19 protein-coding genes are annotated in these 24,248 nt (G+C 38.3%); 1 reads left to right on the top strand and 18 read right to left on the bottom strand.

Annotated features, from left to right (window positions below; translation table 11 throughout):
* Positions 1-2: 2 nt before the first annotated feature.
* Together EHQ49_RS10585 and EHQ49_RS10590 are read right to left on the bottom strand one after the other, a co-directional pair.
* The gene (locus EHQ49_RS10585) at positions 3-1,523 is read right to left on the bottom strand and encodes an HDOD domain-containing protein (protein WP_135579174.1); all 1,521 of its coding nucleotides are present in this window, start codon (positions 1,521-1,523) and stop codon (positions 3-5) included.
* Positions 1,524-1,720: 197 nt separating this feature from the next.
* Complete coding sequence (locus EHQ49_RS10590; protein WP_135579176.1) at positions 1,721-2,347, bottom strand: trimeric intracellular cation channel family protein; 627 nt, start codon at positions 2,345-2,347, stop codon at positions 1,721-1,723.
* 81 nt (positions 2,348-2,428) lie between these two features.
* Here EHQ49_RS10590 and EHQ49_RS10595 point away from each other — a divergent pair, with 81 nt between their 5' ends.
* Positions 2,429-5,518: a beta strand repeat-containing protein gene (locus tag EHQ49_RS10595; RefSeq protein ID WP_135579178.1), complete on the top strand. Its 3,090-nt coding sequence runs from the start codon at positions 2,429-2,431 to the stop codon at positions 5,516-5,518.
* Between the two features lie 40 nt (positions 5,519-5,558).
* Here EHQ49_RS10595 and EHQ49_RS10600 read toward each other — a convergent pair whose 3' ends face one another.
* From EHQ49_RS10600 to EHQ49_RS10675, 16 genes are all read right to left on the bottom strand, one after another.
* Complete coding sequence (locus tag EHQ49_RS10600; RefSeq protein WP_135579180.1) at positions 5,559-6,599, bottom strand: SMP-30/gluconolactonase/LRE family protein; 1,041 nt, start codon at positions 6,597-6,599, stop codon at positions 5,559-5,561.
* Positions 6,596-7,474: an acetyltransferase gene (locus EHQ49_RS10605; protein WP_135579182.1), complete on the bottom strand. Its 879-nt coding sequence runs from the start codon at positions 7,472-7,474 to the stop codon at positions 6,596-6,598. Before EHQ49_RS10605 ends, EHQ49_RS10600 begins: the two co-directional genes overlap by 4 nt.
* 344 nt (positions 7,475-7,818) lie before the next feature.
* Positions 7,819-8,184, bottom strand: coding sequence for a cupin domain-containing protein (locus EHQ49_RS10610; RefSeq protein ID WP_135579184.1), 366 nt, complete (start codon positions 8,182-8,184; stop codon positions 7,819-7,821).
* A 2-nt stretch (positions 8,185-8,186) separates the two neighbouring features.
* Complete coding sequence (locus EHQ49_RS10615) at positions 8,187-9,044, bottom strand: SDR family oxidoreductase (RefSeq protein ID WP_135579186.1); 858 nt, start codon at positions 9,042-9,044, stop codon at positions 8,187-8,189.
* A gap of 4 nt (positions 9,045-9,048) precedes the next feature.
* Positions 9,049-10,821 carry a sensor histidine kinase gene (locus EHQ49_RS10620; RefSeq protein ID WP_135579188.1) on the bottom strand — a complete coding sequence of 591 codons (1,773 nt, stop codon included), beginning with the start codon at positions 10,819-10,821 and terminating at the stop codon, positions 9,049-9,051.
* A 1-nt stretch (position 10,822) separates the two neighbouring features.
* The gene (locus EHQ49_RS10625; protein ID WP_135579190.1) at positions 10,823-11,191 is read right to left on the bottom strand and encodes a bactofilin family protein; all 369 of its coding nucleotides are present in this window, start codon (positions 11,189-11,191) and stop codon (positions 10,823-10,825) included.
* Between the two features lie 5 nt (positions 11,192-11,196).
* Positions 11,197-11,418, bottom strand: a complete 222-nt coding sequence (locus EHQ49_RS10630) for a hypothetical protein (RefSeq protein ID WP_208732204.1) — start codon at positions 11,416-11,418, stop codon at positions 11,197-11,199.
* On the bottom strand, positions 11,418-11,801 hold the full coding sequence (gene acpS / locus EHQ49_RS10635; RefSeq protein ID WP_135579194.1) for a holo-ACP synthase: 384 nt from the start codon (positions 11,799-11,801) through the stop codon (positions 11,418-11,420). The genes EHQ49_RS10630 and acpS overlap by 1 nt, the downstream gene beginning before the upstream one ends.
* An 11-nt stretch (positions 11,802-11,812) precedes the next feature.
* Positions 11,813-17,527 carry an AAA family ATPase gene (locus EHQ49_RS10640; RefSeq protein ID WP_135579196.1) on the bottom strand — a complete coding sequence of 1,905 codons (5,715 nt, stop codon included), beginning with the start codon at positions 17,525-17,527 and terminating at the stop codon, positions 11,813-11,815.
* A 9-nt stretch (positions 17,528-17,536) separates the two neighbouring features.
* Entirely contained in the window at positions 17,537-18,301 is a 765-nt protein-coding gene (locus tag EHQ49_RS10645; RefSeq protein WP_135579198.1) for an SDR family NAD(P)-dependent oxidoreductase, read from the bottom strand.
* Positions 18,298-19,557, bottom strand: a complete 1,260-nt coding sequence (locus tag EHQ49_RS10650) for an AfsA-related hotdog domain-containing protein (protein ID WP_135579200.1) — start codon at positions 19,555-19,557, stop codon at positions 18,298-18,300. Before EHQ49_RS10650 ends, EHQ49_RS10645 begins: the two co-directional genes overlap by 4 nt.
* A gap of 102 nt (positions 19,558-19,659) precedes the next feature.
* Positions 19,660-20,091 carry a universal stress protein gene (locus EHQ49_RS10655; RefSeq protein WP_135579202.1) on the bottom strand — a complete coding sequence of 144 codons (432 nt, stop codon included), beginning with the start codon at positions 20,089-20,091 and terminating at the stop codon, positions 19,660-19,662.
* A 128-nt stretch (positions 20,092-20,219) separates the two neighbouring features.
* Complete coding sequence (locus tag EHQ49_RS10660; protein WP_135579204.1) at positions 20,220-21,023, bottom strand: ABC transporter permease; 804 nt, start codon at positions 21,021-21,023, stop codon at positions 20,220-20,222.
* Positions 21,013-21,930 (bottom strand): ABC transporter permease, encoded by a 918-nt coding sequence (locus tag EHQ49_RS10665; protein WP_135579206.1) that lies wholly within the window; start codon positions 21,928-21,930, stop codon positions 21,013-21,015. Before EHQ49_RS10665 ends, EHQ49_RS10660 begins: the two co-directional genes overlap by 11 nt.
* Before the next feature lie 10 nt (positions 21,931-21,940).
* Entirely contained in the window at positions 21,941-22,966 is a 1,026-nt protein-coding gene (locus EHQ49_RS10670) for an ABC transporter ATP-binding protein (protein WP_135579208.1), read from the bottom strand.
* Positions 22,967-23,000: 34 nt separating this feature from the next.
* Positions 23,001-24,170 (bottom strand): ABC transporter substrate-binding protein, encoded by a 1,170-nt coding sequence (locus EHQ49_RS10675; RefSeq protein ID WP_135579210.1) that lies wholly within the window; start codon positions 24,168-24,170, stop codon positions 23,001-23,003.
* Positions 24,171-24,248: the final 78 nt, after the last annotated feature.

Here is a 24,248-nt window from a genome sequence, read left to right on the forward strand (position 1 = left end):
GATCAATAGGTTAAAAATTCTTCTTTTAGTTTGGTGCGAAAGGAATCAAATTCCGACTTAGAATTTAGTTTACAAAGTTTGAGAATTTCGATTGGGATTTCTGAAGATTTTGCTTCTTTCGCATTGATTGCAATCATCATATCACTCAAATAAATGGGAAATACAATCGAAGCATATTCCTCATCCGCAACAAGAGGTCTATGATGAAATTCCATTGCCTTAACATAAAGGATAGGAAAACTCCATTTTTCACCAACCATAGCACCTAACTTTGAATGTGTAATGCCAATTGCCGATTCTTCCATACTGATAGTAGAGGCAATTTCCCGAGAATTAGAATATGTTTTGATTTGCGACATATGTTGTTTGTCAAAAGACAAAAGTAAAATTTCACCAATATCATGCAGAAGTGACGCCGCAATTAGATTACTTAGGTCTGATTTATTCATTCCCATCTTTTGTCCAATGGCCTTACAATAAAAAGCAGACTCATTCGATTTTTCCCAAATGGCAGCAAAAGCGGGGAATTTATCTTCTAACATCTGCTTGGTTCCCAGGCTATATAATAAAGTTTGTAATTCTTTCAAACCAATTAGTTGGATGGCTCGATCCAAACTTTCAACCCTACCACCGCGTCTAAACGCAGCGGAGTTGGAAAGTTTCAAAATATTGGCAGACAATGCAATATCTCGTTTGATCATTTCTGCAATGGTTCCAATACTTGAATTGGGTTTGTCAATGGCATCTTGAATGTCTTTAATTGCTTTTGGGAATGTTGGTAAATTATCAATTTGAGAAACGATATCATCAATTTTTTCCAACTGTTGGCTTTCTTTAGAAACCTTAGAAGGAATATCGATCATAAAAACAGTTTTGTTTTCTCCAGATTCAAACTTAAAGGCAGAATCCCCCAACCCATCGTTACGTAACATCATGAGAGTCATAATCAAACCAAGGCCAGCACCTTCTTGATCACTTGACATATCCATAAATGCTTCTGCTAAATCGTTATAAGTTTTTGCCTTATCAATCCTTTCTTTGATTCGTGTTGATTCTGCAGATGTCAGTTGCACATTGTTCATGATACGTATGCGCATCAAACTTTTGTTATGAATGAATGAAACAAAAACTCCAAAATTATTTCTCTGGAGTGATTCTTCTATTGTATCACGGTTTTCCAGGTAAGTTTTTTTGAACTCGGCAATCCCCGCTTCATACTCAGCTTCATTTTCTATATTACTAGCTCTGTTTTTGAAAAAAACTCGTTTGGCATTTGCTTTGATTGCATTTGTAACAGTTTCTTTTACCGCTGCAAGCACCGAATCTCTAACAATGATTAGATCAAGTTGTAACAAAAATCGATCTAAAACCTGATATAATGTATTTTCTACTTCATCAGTAATTTGAAAGAATTTAAAATGAAATGGTGAATTCTCTAAAATTGGATGGTTGATATCATCTATGTTAGAATGAAGACCTAAGTCTTGTTTGTATTCTAATGTGACAGCCTTCGGACTTGCCATAAAACCTCAAATAGTGAAGAAGCACCAAGAGGGAATTCCCTAGACTGATATTTGTGGTGACACTTCTTTTCCATTCGACGTAAATATTTTGCTAACGCAAGCGTTTAACAATAAAATAACGATACTTAAAAAATATTGCGGTAAGTACGAAATACCTGTTACGTAAAATCACTCATTTTGCTACATTTGTGTAATAATTAATCAAAAATTTTGATCTTTGGCAAACCTAAGTTGTAACGAACGGCCAGGACTCGAATGGCCACAACCACGCTTGAGGAAACAATTAAATTCACATTGGAATTCACATCCCAAACATTCAGAACGATATACAAAACGGAGCCCACCAAACAAGCTGTAGCATAAATTTCTTTTCGAAAGATAAATGGAACTGCATTCATCAGTGTATCACGAATGACTCCGCCAAAAATTGCAGAGATCATTCCAAGAAGAGCAGATGCAAAGAAATTCACCCCGTGGTCCAAAGCAATCCGAGTTCCAAGCACCGTGTAGATTCCAATTCCTAAAGTATCAAATAAAAACAATTCGCCTTTCAGTTTTGTCAGCAAACGTGGCAAAAGGATGACAAGTAAAAAACCTAGAAATATGGCCCAAAGGATATTCTCATCACGGACCCAAGAAACAGGATAGTTCCCGAGAGTAATGTCCCTTAAAGTCCCTCCTCCAATGGCAGTGATGAAACCAGTAAAAAACACACTAAAGAGATCGTGATGGTGGTCCTTATGTTCCAAAGCAGCAAGGGCTCCAGAAATAGTAAAAACCATGATCCCGGCAAGTCCAATGTAATAAGAAAAACTAAAATCCACGGATTATCTCCTATAATTCTCATTTAGACAGAAAAAAAATGACATTGTCCCTATCTCTCAATTGTTGTATAAAGTAGCGATATGAAAACTCCTACAAGGTTTTTTAGGAATGCCATCCTGATCCCCATTTTTCTTTTTCAGGCATGTGTTCCGAGTTTGTCCAAAGGTATTTTACAATCAGTCAGTGACTTCCTCCAACTGCGTAGTTTAGCCAATGTAAACCCTTCCGGTCCTTATCACATTTCAGTGACTGTTTCTGGCCTTCTTGGTTCTGGTTTGGTCGTTGATTTAAATGCAGGTACCGAAACTAAAACAATCAATACAGACGGTTCTTATCAATTCACAACAACTCTTACAACTGGTAGTAATTTCAATGTGACAATCAGTACACAACCTACACTTCCTGTCCAAACTTGTTCCGTAAGTGGAGGAATGGGAGTGGTGGGATTTGGGGATATCAATTCCATCATTGTGAATTGTGATCCTTTACGTTATACTGTTGGAGGAACTATCACTGGCCTCGATGGAATCACTGGTCTTGTTCTCACAAACTCAGTTGATGGATCAACTCTAAGTGTTGCCGTTGCTTCTGGTTCCTTTGCCTTTACTCAGACCTATTTGGATGCAACTACGTACAATGTTTCGGTTACCACACAACCCAACCATCCCGTACAAAACTGTGTCACGACTAACGGATCCGGTACCATCGCTGGTACAAATATCACTAATATTACCATTGCTTGTACTTCCATTGCTTTTCCCATTGAAATCACAGCTGTGGGAATTGCCTCAGGAACCCTTTCCATACGAAATAATAATTCAGAACTACTGACCATTTCAACAAATGGATTACATAGATTCCCAACAAATATCATAACGAACAATACTTATAGTCTTCAGATAATCTCCACACCTGCAAACCACCAATGTATTCTTTCTGCATCTGGGGGAACGGTGACAGGAACTATTTCTGTCATTGCCAATTGTTTTAGTGTATTGGCGATGAATCCTTCCAATGGGGGAGTCCTCCAACCCACAGAAAACCTTCGTTTACAATTTTCTGATGAAATCAATGCAGGCAGTTGCACAGGATCTACAGGTACATTAAACACTACTTTAAGTATGCCGATCCAATTTGCAGTGGCCACAACTACACTTACGAACGATACCCTCATCGTTTCACCGGCGGCCACGGACAGTTGGGCGAGTGGTCACAAAACTTTAACACTCAATTGTAATAGTGTCGGTGGTTATCCGCTTTCTTCTACAGTGAATTTACTTTACCTAATACCGTCTTCACTTCGTTATGTTGCCGATGCAACTGGGAATGATTTAAATGACGGACTGACTCCTCTTACTCCCAAACGAAATATCCAAGCGGCTATTAATAGTTTTGCAAGTTGTCCAACTTCTGACTGTGCTGTACTTGTGGAAGGAGGATCCTATGATCCAGCTGTCATTGGCGGAACCATTCAACTTGTATCTGGAATTTCATTATACGGCAGTTATGTTCCTACAACTAATTACGGAACTTGGAATCCAGACGCTCACTCCTCCGTAATACTTATGGATACAACCCCTGCCGGTTGTTCCATTTCATCTGCAACTGCACCGTGTGCTTCTATCATAGGAGATGCATCTGTTACAAATAACGTAACCATCTCTGGTTTTAGAATTCAATCTGGACCGGATATTGCACCTAACATGGCAGGAGTCTTTTTGAATTCCACAAACAATGTACGCCTCATCAATAATGATATTAATGGAGGATCGGGTACGAACGGCTCTTCGGGTGTTCATGCCATCAATAGCAATCCCTATCTAATTAAAAATACCGTTGATGGAGGCCTTTGTGGGTCAGCCGGCTGTTATTCTGTTGGACTCTATATTTCCTCGACTACCGTTCTCACACCCATTGTATTAGCCAATATCATTGCGGGTGGGAATATACCATCTACTGTAAATGGAAAATCAAAGGGGATTCAGTATATAGGTTCGACAGGTTTGGATGTAACCAATATCCGAGGAAACCAAATACTAGGCCAAAACGTAGATACAACAACTTCCACCACAAGTGATAGTATTGGTTTTGATATCAATGCGGGAACCAGTTCCACAGGGATTCTATCGGGAAATATCATAACATCCAGTGCAGGTTACAATTCAATGGGTATCCGTATCTCACCTGCTACTTCAATCCAAATTGGATCAACTACTCAAGGGAACTTAATTACTTCTGGAAATGCAGTGAGTGGGTCATACGGAATCTGGTTAACTTCCGGACATATCGTACGACGAAATCAAATCCAAACAGGTAACACTCTCAGTGCTGCCTTAACTACATCCACAGGAATTCTTTCTTTTTCTGGTGGAACTGCCACAATTGAAAATAATGCCCTAGTCATTGGAAATGCAACCTCAACGGCGGCCACAGGAACGGTAATCGGAATTTATGGCGGAACTTCCTTCACCGCTGCATCCAGTATCACTGGCAATTACATGCGTTTAGGTACTGCATCCGGTGGAACCGCAACTTCCGTATCAGGAATCCAACTTTCCTCACCCTTAGCAATGTTAATCGCAAATAACTGGATCCAAAATGGAATCAGTTCTGCACGGGCAAGAGGTATTGAACTTTCTGGAATATCCAGTGCCATTCGAATTTACCATAATACAGTGAATAGTGGATCGGGATCTGTAGGAAACGAAGCCGTTTTGTATCTAAACAATACTTCTTCCTTAGCAGACATCCAAAACAATGTGTTCCTCTTGAATAACAATTCAGGGAACAATGCTTGTATTTATAACGCAGGTCTTGGATTACAAACTGCAATTCGTTTTAATGTTTTATTTAATTGTCTCATTAAAGTACATCATAATTCGTTAGACTATACAGACCTTTGTGCAGGCGGGATTTTTGGTACACCCTCTTGTGTCCTACCACTTGGGCTTGCGGCAAACTTTGGCGACAACCTAATACTAAATCCAAATTTTGTTTCAAACTTTGGAGCCGTTGCTGTTTACACTCCACAACCGACAACATCTTGTTTGATTACAAAATCAACGAATCAAATCATTACGAACAGTTATAATGGAAATGGAACAAGGCCCGGAAGTGATGGGGCTGTTAGTCTTGGGGCTGTAGAATACGACCAAGTTTGTACTCCCTAATCAAAAGTGATTAGGGGTATAGAATACAATTTTTTTCTTTTTAAGGTAAAACGTAAATTCCAACGCGGTCATTGTACAAACTTCCAATGTACAATTGCCTTTTTTTCTCTAAAACACTTGTTACTTCTTTTAAGTGTTCCCCACCTGGATCTTGTAAGGTCATAAGTACTTTTCCGTTTCCATCCATTTTCAGTGCGTAACCGTAAGGTTCTGCCTTTGGCCAGAGGAATTTTGGTAAAAACGAAATCATTCTTTTGACAACTGGGGACGGATGCATATTATCCATACGATCATTTCTTACAGTAAACAAAGCCACCCAGAAGTCACCATTTTCGTTTCGAGTGATATTATCAGGAAAACCGGGAAGATTTTCTATGACAGTTTCTTTATTACCTTTTTTAGGACCTTTTAACCAAAGTTTTGTGACCTTATAACGATAGGTTTCATTTACAAGAAGGTAATCCTCATTTTTGGATAAGGCAATCCCATTGGCAAAATACAATCCGTCCGCGAGAAGTTCTGTTTCTTTAGTTTTTGGGTCATATACAAAAACACGTCCATAAGGTCTTGCTTCTAAAAGATCATATAAATATTCTTTTTGTTCATACACGGAGGCATCAGAAAAATAAATTTTACCATCTAAAGCAATGTCCAAGTCGTCTGTGAATTGAAAAGGTTTACCTTTGTATTCGGAAACAAGGACAGTCAACTTTCCTGACTTATCCATGGACAAAAGCCCACGATACGCATCTGCAATGATGAGGTTTCCTAATTTATCAAACTGGATTCCTAAAGGTCTGCCACCTGTTTTAGCTATCGGTTTGATTTCCCCTTTGAGAGTGATTCGTATGATACGACCTTCTTTGTCCCCACCATATATGTTCCCATCGGCATCGACATCCAGTGATTCCAAACCTTTCACTTTTCCAATAGCAAGTAAAATGGATTTTTGTAGTTCGGTATTAGGTGCGTAAATTCCAACTGCTTCTGGTTTGGTTGGTGGTTCATAAGCCACAGGTTCAAATGTCCTACAAGAAACAAAAACCGAAAAAAGAATGATAGTAGTTCCTAGATTTTTCATTTTGAATGTTTCTCCTTCCCAATCAAAGCATCTTTTAAAGCCCAACGTTCATCCACCCATCGTTTCATTTTTTTTGACATAGGTGCAAACTGTTCGTTTTCTTCCACTGGAACAGCTGAAGCAGGAATTACATCCACAAACACTTTAAGTTTACGGATTTTACCTTGCATCAGCTCTAAAAAACTGGGATTTTCTGTTGGATAAACGATTGTTAAATCGATAAAAGCATCAAGCGAATTCTTTAGTGCCGTAGACACGACCGAAATCCCTCCACTATGAGGACGGAGTAAATTTTCGTAAGGATTTTTCTTTTGTAACTTCTGAACACGTTCAGGGGTCCGACGATGGCCTTCGAGAAAGTTCAAAATAGAAAAAGGCATTCCCGCAAATTTCTCACATACTTTTTTTACGTTTTCCAAATCTTTAGAAGCAAGTTCTGGATTTTTTTTCAACTGCTCTTTCGTACTTCTTTTTACAAAGGGAAAGTCTAACGCAAGCCATGCATGGCCGAGAATAGGAACATATTTTAACGAATCTTTGATGAAAAACCGAATGAGAGGGATTTTTCGATTGAGAACCGACTGAATGATATAAATATCGGACCAAGATTGGTGATTACAGATAATCATATAACGACCGTCATGTTTTAAATCTTTATAAGAATCCCCTATCACTTCAAACTGGACACCATATAACATTCTTGAAATCCGATAGTTGTTTTCGATCCAGATCTCACCCACTTTCAGAAGAAGCCTGTCACCTAACCTTCTTGCTGAACCTGTAGTTACCAGCTTCCAAATGTACAACGGATACATAGTTGGTATAATCGATAACAAATTCAAAAGAAACAAAATATAAGCGATAATTAAACCCAAAGAAAATCTCCCAATTAAAACGTAATACCAAATCCGGGAATGGTAACATTATCCATAATCCCGATATCCTCTCTCCAAACCAAGTAGCACTCCTGATTCCGTATGGGAATCGTTCCCACTCTACTACCATATAGGGTTCATTATGACCAGCAGAAGAATAAGTCAATTGACTTTCCTCCAAATTCAAATCCACGGCGACGGCTTAAATTGAATCAATCTTTCACCACATCAATCCATAAAAATTTAATTGAGTTCTTATCATACAGCAACGTTTTTTGTATTGTGTTTGGTATAATCTATTTCAGATTTCCCTAAACAAATCACCGAATGAGTCTGGTTGACTTTTAAATTTCTTCTTCTCGATTCACTGAACTCAGGGTAAAGGCAGGTTTACAAACGGACCAATATTCTGCCTCATCCGAAAAAGGATTAGAATATCGAACATTTGTTCCTTTTTCAATGAGGATTGATTCACCCGCAGATAGAACCAGTTTTTTTCCATCTACCTCAATCTGTTTTTTACCACGAACCATAAGTGTCCACTCATCAAAGTTAGGTGTTTGAAACGGCTCACCCCAACCAGGTGGTGCGACCATATGTGCGATTGAAATGTCGGAATTCCCTGTCGAAGGAATTCCAAAATGTTCGGCAATTGTTTTCCCACCGGGAACAGGAATTTGAATGGGGGTTTTTTGGTGTTTGAAACCCATATTTAAAAACCGGGAAATTTATAACTAAATTTATGTTTAATAAGATCTTCCGTATAGGCCCATAAATTCCTTCTGGCAGAAAGATCATAAGATGGATCGGAACTTTTTGTGATTTTCTTTTTTACAAAATACTTACCCGAAACCGATGTTACAGATGGATCTGTTGCAAGAAATATAGAAGTTTCCGCACCTTTATCTTCTGAGATAGCAAAAACATTTTGAGCAAAAGTCAAAAGAACTTTCGCCAAACCATCATTATTTTGACCGAATTTGGTTTTTACAAATCCAGGATGTAAACAATTAACAGTAATTTTTGTTTGATTCAAACGTTCTGCGAGTTCGTAGGTAAAATAGATATTCATCAATTTAGATCTTTGGTATTGTTTCCAACCAGAATAATCCTTTTCGCCTAACAAATCGCTGAAATCTAAAGAAACACCCATATGGGCACGAGAGGCAACATTGACAATTCTTGCCTCACCTGCTTTTTTCAAAGAAGGAAGTAAACCTAGAGACAATATAAAATAGTTCAAATGATTCAAAGCAAATGTGGATTCAATTCCCTCTTTGGTAATTGTATGTTTATCAAAATAAGCTCCCGCATTATTGAGTAAAACATCAATTTTGGGGTGATCCTTACGAATTGTTTCTGACAATAAAAAAGTTTCTTTTGCAGAGGACAAATCGGCAACATATGAATGAACAACCGCACCTGTTAGTTGTAACGAGTAGACAAGTGCAGCTAATTTATCTGCATTGCGCCCCACTAATATCAATTCTTCTTTGTTTTTTGCAAAGGAATGTGCACATACCCTTCCAATTCCGTCAGTAGCACCAGTAATTAAAATTATCTTATTCATAAAATCATCCTCCTTGTATTTTCTTAGGAATGGTAAAAACAAACCGTGAACCGGAAACACCATCACTATCTGCAAAAAGAGTTCCACCATTCACAGTTACAAATTCATGGCAGAGCAAAAGTCCGATCCCATTCCCAGTTTCCCCACCAGTTCCAGTCGACTTAATCACTTCCCCTGCTTTAAAAAGTTTATCGATTATGGTTTTGGACATACCCACTCCTGAATCGATAACCGAAACTTGCCAATCCCCATTCACATCCAAAGCTTGAATCAAAATTTCACCATTGGTGTGGCTGAACTTTAACGCATTCGAAACTAAGTTTCGGATTACAGTAATGATCATTCTATCGTCGCAAAATACCATTGCATGAGAAGGGACTTCTACTTTAAAACTGATACCTTTGTTGGAAGCACTCAAAACAAAAAGCTCCAAACATTCTCTTACAATGTTATCTAACCTGTAATAGTGAGGACGAAACTCTTCCTGGCCTCGTTGTAACTTAGACCATTCTAATAGATTTTCTAATAAGGAAAAAACAGATTCCGTGGCATCAACCAAAGATTGTGTCATTCCGGCAAGGGCATCTTCTTTCTTTTTCATGTCCTCATTCAATACTTTGAGTAACATTTTAATACCAGCAAGTGGGCCACGTAGATCGTGGGAAATAATCGACAAAAAACGATCCTTGGTTCCATTAGCGACCATCAACTCACGGTTGACGTTAGACATTTGTTTTTCTAAATTTCGTTGTTCTGTGTTATCTCTAAAAACAATAACCATCCCAATTTTTTTACGATTGGCATCACGAATCTGTTTGGCGGTTACTTCCCAATATTTATCGTCTTTTTCCCAAATCCATTTTGTGAGTGTACGTTTATCCGATAAATGATCAAGGCGGGAAATAATACCTGGGGCAGATGCAAAAAAATACTTATATGAAAGTAAGGTAGAGTTTTTGGAAGCAACATGAAATAAATGTTCTGCCGCCATATTCCAATCTACAATTCGATTATTTGAATCGAGAATCACAACTGCTTCATCTAATTCGTCTACAATCTCTCCACGAACCAATGGAACCAAATCGAACATACGATAATATCCAATGGCAAAGAAAATAAGAATCACCTGAATAGTACTCATCACCGCAGTGATGTTGAGCCCCGGCAAGGGTCTAAAACCTAATTTATGTAAAATTGCAGTTACCCAAATAAAAAGGTACGACAATAGAATCAGTGTATACCTTCGCCTTTCGGTTGACTTTGATATAAAGATTCCTTTAATTAATAAATACCCAACAAATACAGACCAGAAAAATGAAAAAAAATAAGAAACAACAAACCCACCAGTATTGGTTTCTTGAACCCACTGTATTCTTCCATTGATATCCACTAAATAAGTATCTAGTGTTAAGGTTTTAAAAATAGGATCAAGGACACAAACCACCAATGTCAAAAGAGGTTGTATGGTCAAAAGAACCCAAAATCTTTTAGTCAACAAATGTTTGTTTTGTGTAAATTCTAACGAAACAAGAACCATACCCACATTGGCAAGAGACACACCAATGTATAACAGAGAGATAAAGGATCTGTGTAAAGCTGGGCTGATAAATATAAAATCGATTCCATAGAATCCGGTCCACATTAATGAACCGAAAACTAAAACTAAAAGGTATTTAACAAGATCAAGGCGGAAGGATTTTAAAACGAATAGCCCCAATACAAGATTGAAGCCGAATGCTAGAAATAAAAGTAGACTATATGGATGGAATTGCCACAAACTAAGTTTCTTCGCTACTTAGCATTTCACAATTTCCGTCAAAAACAACACCATCAGCAATTTGAAGTTTTGCTGTACGAATATTACCTTGGACTTTTCCTGTTGCTAACATTTCCAATCTTTGTGTGGCAGTTACGTTCCCAATGATGGTTCCACCGACAACAACAGTACCTGCTTTGATGTTTGCTTTCACTCTAGCACCTTCACTGATTACAAGGTAACCATCAGAGATGATTTCGCCGGTGAAATCACCGGAAATTTGTAAAGGTTTCTTGAACGCTAAAGTTCCGCTAAATGCTGTTTCTTTTCCGAGGATAGTGGCAATTACTCCGTGTTCGGTGATGGTTGTTTGCATTTCTTTTTTTGACATAGTTCCTATTTAGTTTTCATATTATACACGCCGTCCCAATCTTCTGGTGGAGGGTCTGCAATATAATCGTCACATCTTTCAATGTATAATTTCGAAGGGCCATCATCAGGATGAATCGCAAGTCCCTTTTTGAACTCTTCTTTCGCTTCCGCGAACTTTCGCGACTTGTACAAGGAAAGTGCGTGGTTGTAATGAACAAGCACTGCCTTCATTTTATCACTAACGATCATTTGGGCTCCTTATAGAAAATAACAACGGCAGTTGCGTAATGGTCAGCATGGCTGATGGATACGGAACTTGTTGTAAATCCTTTCTCTCGGAAAAACTTCTCAGTTTTCCCATGGATGACTAGCGTTTTTTTACCAAAATTTGTACCCGCGAGTTCAATCTCACGCATATCCGCAACTTCCCCCGGATTTAGGTTTAGGGCCTTAATTACGGCTTCTTTACAAGCAAATCGGCCCGCGAGAAAGGGAACGGGGTCTTTGTGTTTGTGACAGTATTCCACTTCTTCATCGGTAAAAACCCGTTTCAAGAACCGGTCCCCATGTTTTTCAAGGAGTTCACGGATCCTTTGGTTTTCAACAATGTCGTTCCCGACGGATAACATAAGATGATTTATTATTTTCGTCGAAGTTCTAATAGTCGAGCAAATAATATATTGTTTTCCTTGTGGTAGGGACGTCTGAGCTGCACTCTTTCAGAATAATCGAAGGCAGCAGAAAAATCACCGTTTTCATACAAGGCTTCTGCAATATAAAATAATGTTAGGCTGTCCGAAGGATTTTTTTGGACATAGTTTACCGCAAATTCAAGAGGGAACGCAGACATTCTGTGTTCTGTATATAAGTATATTTTTTGGACCGAAAGTGGTGCCTCGTGAATCGAGGCAAAATTGTTAGAAATTATTTGTTCCACGTCAGTCCATTTTTTTTGTTTATACAATGTAAGTGCCCTTAGATAAACAAAATGTTTAGGGTGGTTGGAAAGAACATGAATGGGCGATCCCTCTCCGATGTATTCCACTCGAATGAGGGATAAATCATCAATCAATTCACCATGACTTTTGATTGCATCGCGAATGGATTCCAAATCCCCTTGCCCTTCTAGTGTTGTTTTTAAAAAAAGTTCGTCATCTTCATTAACTTCCATTTCGACTTCAGAACCGATCAAAATATCATCTCGTCCATCGGAACCAACAAGTAACAAATCTCCTTTCTCAAGTTGAAAGGTATTGACTTGCAGGGCTTTTTTTGATGCCAAAAGCCCTAACTTCGCACAAACATAGTTATGTGGCAGAAAAAAAGTTTTATGATTTCTGTAAATCACAGGCCTTGGATGTTCAGCATTTAAAAAATAAAAAAATCCAGTTTCGTCATCGATCAAACAAAGAAACATAGAAATGAGCATGGATCCGTCAAAGGTCACAAGAGTGCTATGTAATTCAGTATAAGCATTACTCACCCATTTTTCAGGAGTGATATCCCGCACTTCTTCCGATTGACCATTTCTTTTAATGATGGCTTCAAATACAGATCCAATCACAAGGGCACCACTCGCTCCTTGCATCGATTTACCCATTGCGTCCCCATTCAGAACAACTATGTATTTTTTGTTTTGTAATTGGATCGAAGAAGAGACACATAAGTCTCCCCCAATTTCAGAATTCCATTGTTTGTAAGAAAACTTCTTCTTTTGTTCAGTAAGGAACTGAATATTCATGTTTGAGGAGGTGGCAAGGTTTTGTGTCAAAGGTTCAATGAGTAACGAGGCCAAAAAGTAATCCCCATCTTGTTGTTCCTTAAGACCTTTCACTTCGGTTAACGCGTAATTCAGTTCCTTGGTTCGTTCATCAACCTTTTGCTCCAAGTTGGTATACAAAAGGGAATTCTCGATAGAAACAGCAATTTGCGAAGATAAAATTTTTAAAATTTCTACACGACCAGGTGTGAAAGCATCCGTTGTTAGATTATTTTCTAAATAAACAATACCAACCACAGTCCCGTGACTTAAAATAGGATAACATAATAAAGACTTAGGAAGTGTTGATTTTACGTACGGGTCGTTCTTAAAATCACCTTCTCTAGCGGCATCTCCACAAATTACAACAAGCCCAGTCCTCACCACATAACCGATGATCTGCGAAGGAATTTTATTTTGATTCACATAGGCAACTGGTTCTAAAAAGTCTATAGCAAAGGGTGATTCCGAGTAAACAAAAACTGATTCTTTTTCTGCTTCTGATTCAGCCAAAACTTGCCAACCCGAGTCAGATTTGAGTATAAAGTATCCTCTTTCCGCCCCGGCATTTTCGATGAGAATTTTCATCATCTTTTCCAGAAGACGATTGAGTTGGATTTCTCCAGAAATGGTTTGCGAAGCTTTGATTACCGTATTAATATCTAAAGAAGATCCTACATCTCCAAAAATATCTTTTGTTGTACTAAATAGAGAAAGACTATCAGTGGAGTCGGTTCTAAAGTTTCGACCGATGTATTTTTTTAAAGAAATATGGTTTGCTTCAAGTTGTTTTACTTTAGATAAAAAGCCGTATTTCCCATATCGGTAATGGGCTTCCACCAAATGTAGGTTACTGTATTGTTCGAATCCGGTTTCCTTCCACATCCGAACCAAAAACTCGTTTGCAATGGCTTCTTCCAATATATAACTTGATTCGCGCGCGGAAGAAATCGCCGCTTTACAAGCGATTACTGCCTGCGTTTTTTCATTAGCAAGGTATAATAACAGTGCAGAAATGATTTCATATTTATGGGCGAAGTTTTCGGGTGAACTCTTTGCCCATACCTTCATTCGTTTTTCAAATCCGTATAATCTTTTTTTCAGGGTTGCGGTTGTGACTCCCGGCGGATTTTTTTCGTCTACAATCAACGAAAAAGCAACTAGCGCTCCAAGGAATACATGTTCAGGAACAAACATCATTCCAAACATGGCACCTTCTAAAGTATCTAATTTTGTTGAGTATTCGTAAGCTTTTCCTTTGTCTCCGAGAAAGTATTCGATTCGCAACTTACATAAATAATAATCGAAGAGAGCATTGGCATTACCAGTGGATAACCATTCGGCAACCGTTTCTGTTTCAGAAAAATATCTGCCTTCCAAACACATGGAGTCGGCGGATTCCCCTCTCATGTTTTCAACCAATTGAAGATTGAGACGGTGCACTTGGTAAGCGTGGTTTTGACGTAAACTTAAGAGAGAAGCATCGTAACGAAGTTGGCTTTTGTAAAGGTCTTCTAAATTTTCGCGGAAAGCCAATCCTTGAAAATGGATATTATTCAAAGAATAAGAAGAATATTGTAAATCACCCGTCTCCATTCCGGCAAGAAAACTTTCCCAAAAAATAGGACGGCTATCTCTTGTATGATTTTTCCATGGAGAAATCATACATGCAAACATAAACAAGGTTCTACAACGAAACGTTTTTGCTTCAAGTGAATCAAGTAACCGAACACCTAACTGGCCAAACTTCAATCCATCATCATAATTCCCCAAACCAGAACCTTGGATGATCCCCATCGCACAAAACCCGAATGCACTGATTTCACAAAGCCCGTATCGTAAAGTGTGATTGACAAGTTTCAGAACAATCACAGGAAATAAATTTGGTTCTGCAAGAAAGGAAGGTGCAATACAAGCATTCAGAAGCCGCATGATTGCTAAATATTTCGGATCATCGGAAACAGGTAAGTTTTCCAAACTTTCAATGGACCTTCTACCTAACTTAAATTTAAACTTTAGGATCTCACGAAGCGGAGATAAAGGACCAGCTTTTTTTGGTAATCTTACACCGAGTAACTTTAAGGCTTGTTTGAGTGTCTCCAAAACCTCTTTCATTTTGTTTTGAGTCACAAGCATAGAAGATTGGAGTTCGTAGACTAGAATTTTATCTAAGTCATTCCGAGCAAACTTAAGGATATAATTAAAACTTTTTTCAGCTGCTTCAAAGTTTTTAGAAAGATAGGCAGATCTTGCATAAGCCAAATGGAGTTTTAAAGTATTCTCATATTCAGAATTCCATTCGTCATCCGTCATGAGCCCGGCCATCCGATCAAAGAAAGTAAAGGCGGCATCATATGCAGATGAATTTAATGCTTTAAAACCTGCCTTTTCGTTTAAGATCCGTAACTCGGCTAACTCTTCACTACCCTTCATTTGAGAAGAACCCAAATTCAATTGGTTTACAATGGTAAACAAATGATCTTCTAGTTTGTATTTGTAAAGAATAGAAAGATAGGTTTTTCCAATTTTATAATGTAACTTTGATTTTTCTTCAGGGGAAATAATTTTATAAATTGCTTCCCGTATTTTGTCATGAGTGAAGTTTGCATCCTCCATTCCAAGAATCAGAAACTCTTCATTAGCTAGAGAAACCAAATCCATAGATGCTTTGTGAAATGGTCTTTCTGAAATCGTAGCATAGATATCGTGACGGAACCAGTTTCCAATACAAGCAGTGAGTTTGAGGGCATCGATTAATTCGGCAGACTGAAGATTAATTTTATCTATGATTAAATCGATGACATTATCTGAGATATTTACTGAATCGATTTTATCTTTATCCCAAGACCAATGATCATCTGCAAAATAAATATAAGACCTTTCATAAAGGTTCTTAAACATTTCGTTTACATGAAATGGATTTCCTTTGGTTTTTTTCCAAAGCACTTCGGCGATGGGTCGAATTTCCGATTCCGGGACCACCAGTGTTTCCGAAACCAATAGAGCAACATCTCGTTCTCTGAGTGGTTCTAAACGAATCTCGGAAACAGGAATTTGGTTTTCATGAAGTTCTTCCAATAACCGAGAGAAAGGATCGGTTGGAAACACTTCGTTGTCTCGATAGGACAATATAATAAAAAAATGCGATATTTCTGGATCCGTTAAAACTTCTTTTAATAGAAGAATACTCGAAGAATCAGCCCACTGCATATCATCTAAAAACAAAACAACAGGATGTTCTTTCGTACAAATGGTTCGAAGAAACTTTCGAAAAACTAAATGAAATCGATTTTCTGTCTCTAAACTATCAAGTTCTGGTGGCGCCGGCTTATCACCTAATAACTGTGAAAGTTCGGGAACTACATCAATGATTAACTTTGCATTGGCGCCGAGTGCATTAGAAAGTAAGGTTTTCCATTCTTTTACCGATGATTCACTTTCCGAAAGTAACTGTCGGACAAGACCTTGTAAGGCTAAATTGATCGCACGATATGGAATCGATTTTTTATATAAATCAAATTTACCTGAGGCAAAGTATGCTTTTTCTCTTGTAACTGGTTTTTGGATTTCATTGATGAGTGCAGACTTTCCGATTCCAGATCTACCCGAGATCAAAAAAATTTCAATTTTACCTTCTGTCGCATCCAAAAATTTTTCTTCGAAGATTTGGAGTTGGGATTCTCTTCCGTATAATTTCTTTGGAATTTGAAACCTTGAGGATTTATCATTTTTGGCAAGTTCCATCTGGAACTGATTTAGAGCCTCACGTCCATTTTCTAAAAGAACGGATTGGATTGCTGATAAATCCGAAAGTAAACCAGTCGCTGTCTGGTAACGATCTTCCGGGTTTTTTTCCAAAAGTTTCATAATCAGATCAGAAATAATTTTTGGAGCCCCTGTTCTTTCTTTGGGAGAAAGTGGTGTTTTTGCTAAGTGTGCATGCACCATCTCCAAACTATCTGTATATAAAAAGGGAAGATCTCCTGTGATTAACTGATATAAGGTGACGCCGAAAGAATAAAAATCTGTTCTATAATCTACAGTCCGATTCATCCGGCCAGTTTGTTCAGGAGAAATATGTGCAAGAGTCCCGGTTAAGTTTTGATTCATCGGAAGATAAAAACTTCGATGAGTCAAAAGAGTTGCTGAACCAAAATCAATTACCTTTAAAGTTCCAGTATCTGGATTATAAATTATATTCTGAGCTTTAATATCATTATGAACAATTTTTGCTTTATGAATGTCTATAAGGGCACGACAAACCTCAATGGCAATATTCAAAAAAGTGGCGATATTACTATACTTTCCACTTAACTGTAATTTAGCGAGATCTGTATAACCAACATTAGGAAATACAATGGCAACTGTATTTTGATAAGATTCTAAATCTAAAGGCCTTAACGTATACGTTGAATCAATGGATCTTAGAATTTCAAATTCACTTTTAAAACGTGTGATCTCTTGATTGTCTGGATAATCACGATTTAATAATTTGATCACAACGGAACCACCGGTCGTGGATTCCCCTGTATAAACAGAACTTCTTTTCCCTAAATGAAGTTCCCTGATCGCCTTATATTTTCCTACAGTAAACAATGAAGTTCCTTATCTAGCTGTTTTGCCACCGTCTACTGGTATCACAGCCCCTGTGATAAAAGCAGCTCCGTCTGTTGACAACCAAACACAAGTTTTTGCAACTTCTTCTGGTGTTGCCATTCTACCCAAAGCATAGGATTTCATTCTTTCTTTTTTTACTTCTTCAGGGTTCGGAACGTTCGCATAAAATACATCATCCATTTCAGTTTGGATTCCACCAGGGCACAAAGCAACCACACGAATTCCTGCCGATCCATACTCCAAAGCGGCCGATTTAGTGAGCCCGATGATTCCGTGTTTTGTCATGGAATAAGGGCCGGCTTTTTCCTTTCCTCGAACACCCAAGGCCGAAGATACATTGATGATCACACCACCCTTCCCCTGAGCCAAAAATTGTTTTAACTCAAATTGCATAGAAAGAAAGGTTCCTTTTAAATTTACATCCATTACAGAATCAAAAATATCTAATGGATAATCAGCGGTGGCTTTCAAAACTCCAGAAATCCCTGCATTATTAACCGCAACATCGATAGATCCATATTTGCTGACAATTGATTCAACAAAATTACGAACCGCTTCCGATTGTGTGACATCACAACGAACAAAAATTCCAGTGCCACCTTGTTTTTCAAGAAGGGCTAAAGTCTCTTCTCCTTCTTGTTTTCGTCTTCCGCAAAACCCAACCACATAACCAGCGTTTGCAAATTCCAAAACAATGGATCTACCGAGTCCAGAAGTTCCGCCGGTTACTAATGCTACTTTTTTTCCGCTCATTGGATTTCCCTTTCTTCGATCAAACGTCCGTAACGATTGATTGCTTCCTTTACATTTGCCCGATCCAATTCGGAAATCGATTCAAAACGAAAACCGGCAAAGAAGGTGTCCTCATTATTATCGTCTTCTTTGACCCATAATAAAATACAAGTTCCATGAACGAAACCGACAATATCAAAATGCATAAAAAATTCAAGTTGTTGGCTATTGGCCAAATCACCGGGATGAATCCCGGAGCAGCGCACCATAAACCCGGAATTTGAAATATTTTCGATGGTCGAAACAATATTACGTCCATTTTCCCTAACAGAAATGTTGTTCTTAAATTGATCCAGAATTCGAAATCTTGGATCGATTTCATATACTTCTTCCTGTGTGCTTTTTAAGCGTTTGTATACTTTTAATGGCAGAATACTTGCAGCCATTTCAATCCTGGTGATTTCTTGGTTTTCCTGATAGGCAGTGATTTCCAATTTCGAGTAATTCCAATAACCTGATTTACTGTTTTTGGTCTCAATGGCTTTCGCTCGTAATTTGATTGGCATGTTCATTTTGGCGTATTGGAAAAACTCTGAATTCAAATATAACAATAAAAAGGTGACCCCTTCAAATGGGACCTTTCCATACATATGATTACAAGCAATTCCGAATTGCCTCGCTGCCTCTACGATTTGCATTCCCGAAATATGTTTTAAATTGGGTGGTGAAAAAAATCTATGTCCGGGGGGGATATAAAGGTTCGCAAAAAAAGTATCCTTTTTCGGAATCTCAACTACTGGTTCAAAGATTGATGATATCCTTGATTTCTCTACATTGCCGACATAGTAGTCTCGACGTTTGATGATCTGAAGGATACGAATCTCATCGGATTCTGTGACTTTATCGTTTAATATATATTGTTGTAGTTCTGAATCAAAGTGATAGAAGGTGCTAATAAAATCTCTTTGAGTTTCATCGACTCCGGCATCTTCTAAAATTCTTTCCGCCGATTCTTTACGAATGCGATAAGGAATTGTTTTTAGTTGATAATAACTACCACTAGTATCTTGTCTTTTTGCATAGTATTGTAGCAAAAAATCGATTTCTTCACTACTTAGCTTAGGAAAGAGATGTTCCTCCATGATTACAGATGTAATCATTCTAGGCAGAGCCCTTCGAATATTGGAAACAAAACTATCATCTTGATAGTAAGTTCTTGTATAACGTTTATCGAGAGGTAAAACTGCTGGAAATTCTTCTTTTTCAAAAACCTTCATATGGATCAACCGGAAATCTACTCTAGGGTTCGTCCGTAGATTCCGATGGGATAGAATTCAGCGCAACTAAATTAACAATGTATTGACAAATTTATGTCAATTTCACCTAACGATTGTTACGGAACAAGGTGCGTAATGTACAACGCGATCAGAAACACTTCCCATGATGAATCTTCCAAGAATTCCGTGTCCCCTACTTCCGATCACAATCAAATCTGCTTTTTCTTTTTCAGCAAGTTTACAAATTTCTTCGGCTGGATAACCTTCTATGACCACACGTTCCCATTTTACGGTGGTCTCATCCAAAATGGGATGTATTTTTTCAAAACGCTGCTCAGAGATCCATTTCACTCGGTCTTTCCCTGCTGGAGCCGCATCATAATACCCTGGCAAAGGACCAAAATCCTCAATCACTTCCACAATGTAACATTTTGCATTACTTGCCTTTGCGATAGCTAAACCAAATTCCAATGCTTTGGCAGAACTTGGAGAACCATCGATAGGGATGATCAGTTTTTGAATCAATTTTTCCATACAAGAAGTCTACCACCTTCTCTAGTTTCGAAAAGTGAAATTCCTTTGATAAATGTCAAAATTGGACGATTCCCAGAGTTTTTAGGAGTCCGAAGTATGAATGTGAGTTTTTAGCGAATTTGGTGGGATTACTTTTTCCCACCCTCATCTTCTTTGGTTAAATAATAAGCTACAAGAATCGGCAGTGTTGTGACAAGAATCACAAATACCGCCACCACATTGGTAACAGGCCTTTGCCTTGGACGAATGAATTCTGTTAACATCCAAATAGGAACCGTAGATTGTTGGCCTGCAGTAAAAGTTGTCACAATCACTTCATCAAATGATAACGCAAACGACAACATACCACCAGCTAACAAAGCAGTAGCGATATTAGGTAAAATAACAAAACGAAATGTTTGCCATGGATTGGCACCTAAATCCATAGAGGCTTCTACCATGGAATGCGAACTTCTTCGAAGTCTTGCAAGCACATTGTTATACACAGTTACAATACAAAAAGTTGCGTGAGCAATGACAATGGTCCAAGTACTAAAAGGAATTCCAAAAAGAGACATGGCAGAACGAAGAGAAATTCCCGTCACAATTCCGGGAAGAGCAATGGGTAAAATCACAAGAAAAGAAATCACTTCTCTTCCGAAAAATTTACTTCTGTAGACGGCAAGGCATGCTAAAGTTCCCAGAATGATTGCCATGACCGTGGAGATCGACGCCACTTGAGAAGACAAAATAATTGCTTCCCAAATATCATTTCTATCCCAAGCCACACCAAACCATTTTAGAGTAAATCCCGGTAACGGGAATTGAAATGTTTTTTCATCAGTAGAGAAAGCATACATGATGATGATAAAGATGGGGATATGAATGAAAAGAAAACCAAGAATGGTCGCAACTTTTAACCCGATGGTTCCAAAATTCCATTTAGAGGGCATCGAAAGCTCCTAATCGTTTTGCAATCATTAGGTAAACCATCATGATGACAATAGGGATAACTGAAAAAGCTGCCGCCAAAGGAATGTTACCTGCTGTTCCTTGGTGAGTATAAACGGCCATTCCGATAAAGTAACTAGAATTTCCAATAATGGTTGGAATGATATAATCACCTAACGTTAATGAGAACGTAAAAATAGAACCTGCCACCACACCCGGGAATGCCAAAGGTAATACAACTTTTCGAAACGTTTGAGCAGGTCCACCACCTAAATCAGATGATGCTTCTAAAAGTGATTTAGGAATTCGTTCTAATGAAGCTTGGATCGGAAGAATCATATAAGGAAGCCAAATATAAACAAAAACTAAAAACATACCAATATAGGAAAAGGATAAAGACGTTCCACCGATAACGGGAATGGCTAGAATTACATCCAATACATGTAATAGGCCAAGTTCCTCCAAACACCAAGTAAGAATCCCTTCTTTTGCCATAATGAGTTTCCAGGAATAAACCTTTACAAGGTAACTCGACCAAAGTGGAAGCATGACTCCCAAATATAAAACGGGTTTTAATTTAGGTCCTGCATACATCGCCATATAATAAGCAATAGGGAATGCAATGATCGCACTCACAATAGTGACAGTAAATGCCATAGTTGTTGTACGTATGATGATATCCCAATTTGTACTTTGACGAAATAGATCATAATAAGATTCTAATGTAAATTCTCGTTTGATGACTCCTGAAAAAGAATCAATAGAGAAAAAACTTTGAATGAGGAGTGTAAAAAGAGAACCCAAATACACAACCCCGAGCCAAATGAGAAGTGGCGCGAGTAATAAAAATATCGCAAGGCCCTTACGATAGAAAAGGAAAGTAAAAAACTTATCAAAGGTACTTGTCATTTACAAATCCTCAAAGCAGATGCATATCTGAATCTTTCCAACCCACAAGCACTTCCGAACCAACAGCAATGTTTTCTGCAGAAATTTTTAGGTTTTGAGTTGAGGCAATGATCCGAGAACCATTCGGAGTTTCAAAATGCATTTTAGAAGTAGCACCAGAATAGACTTGGCTTTTCAAAATAGCCTTAAAGGTTCTGTATCCCGTCGAGTGATTGTCTTCTTTAGCGTTAGCAAATACATGGACACGTTCCGGACGAATCATTCCTTTTCCATTTTGACCCGTTAGCCGTTTGGTTTCTTCTACGGAAAGGATATTTGAAGTTCCAACAAAGTTTGCTACAAATTCTGTTTTGGGACGATCGTATAATTCTTCTGGTGTGGCAATTTGCTCCACCTTACCTTTATTAAAGACGGCTATCCGATCGGACATAGAAAGAGCTTCTTCTTGGTCATGAGTGACAAAGATAAAAGTAATCCCTACTTCTTTTTGGATGGCTTTGAGTTCCAATTGCATCTCTTCTCGTAATTTGAGATCCAGTGCACCAAGTGGTTCATCTAACAAAAGTACACCGGGACGATTGATAAGAGCCCGTGCCAGTGCAATCCTTTGGCGTTGGCCCCCAGAAAGTTCTGATGGTTTGCGATTTCCTACATCTGGAAGACGAACCATGGAAAGCATCTCTGACACTCTTTGGTTCAATTCCTTAGTTGCAGTTTTTTTGATTTTTAAACCATACCCAACATTTTCTGCAACCGTCATATGAGGAAATAACGCATAGTCTTGGAAGACTGTGTTTACATTTCTTTTGTAAGGTGGAATGCCTGTGACATCAACACCTTCCAAAAGAACCCTTCCCGAAGTTGTATCTTGAAATCCCGCCACCATTCGGAGGCAGGTAGTTTTTCCCGACCCGGAAGGGCCTAACATTGAAAAGAATTCACCTTTTCTAATCCCGAAGGAGACATCATCCACCGCTATAAATTGGTCGAATTTCCTTGTGACATTTTGAAATTCAACATCGTAAACTTGGTCCATTCCTTCTCCTTCAGTATTCTATGATGTTAGGATCTTATTTACTTCCAATGATGGAAATATAGTCTTCAGCCCATTTTTTATAAGGTACACATTTTCTTCCACCGGAACAATCTTCTTTTGGAGTTCTCCAGAAAGAGATTTTTTCAAAGTTGTTGAATCCATTGACTGCACAACCTGTGTCTCCGAGAAGAGCGTTTCCTTTACAAGCAGATGGAACTGAAGGCACAGATCCAAACCAAGAAGCAAGATCACCTTGCACTTTTGGAGAAAGTGAATGTTCTAACCATTTGTATGCACAGTTTACGTGTTTTGAATCTTTATGAAGCATGGTACTGTCTGCCCAACCAGTTGCACCTTCTTTCGGAACGATAGAAGCTACAGGTTGTTTTTCACCAACAAGTAAATTAACTTGGAATGGCCATGTTGAAGAAGCAACAAGTCCTTCTTTTTTGAAGTCATCCACTTGAACCATTGCATCATGCCAATACTTCGGAACAAGTTGTCTTTGTTTTTTTAATAATTCAATGACTGCATTGTATTGTTTTTCATCCAATTCATATGGATCTTGGATACCCAGTTCTGGTTTTGCTTGTTTTAAGTATAAAGCAGCATCTGCAATATAGATTGGACCATCAAACGCTTGTACACGACCTTTGTTTGATTTCCCATCAGCCAATACTTGTTCTTCAAATACGACATTCCAACTTGTTGGAGCTTTTTTGAAAACTTTTGTATTGTACATAAGTACATTCGGGCCCCATTGATAAGGAACACCGTAATGTTTTCCTTCTACTGTATGCCAAGGAGCATTTTGTAAACGAGAGTCTACATTTTTCCAACTAGGGATTAGGTCAGTATTGATTTCTTGAACCTTTCCACCGGCAACCAAACGAAGAGATGCATCACCAGAGGCAGTAACGAGATCAAACCCACCTTCATTCATGAGTGCTACCATCTCATCAGATGTAGCGGCAGTTTTTACATTGACTTTACAGCCAGAACTTTTTTCAAATTCGGTGACCCAGTCATATCCTTTGTCTGTTTCACCACGTTCAATGTACCCCGGCCAAGCAACGATGGAAACTTCTCCTTCGCCTTGTCCGATTTCGGAAACCTTTGTTTCTTTTTTGCCGCAGGCAACCGTGAATGCGATTGCAAGAACTGCAACAGAAGAAATCACTCGTTTGTATGAATTGAATTTCATAAACCTATGTGCTCCTGGTTTTACTTATGTCAGGAATTAGATACCAACAATTCAAAATTAAGCAACCACTTCCTAGGT

It is taken from the genome of Leptospira perdikensis (assembly GCF_004769575.1).
GTDB classification, from domain to species: Bacteria; Spirochaetota; Leptospiria; order Leptospirales; family Leptospiraceae; genus Leptospira_A; species Leptospira_A perdikensis.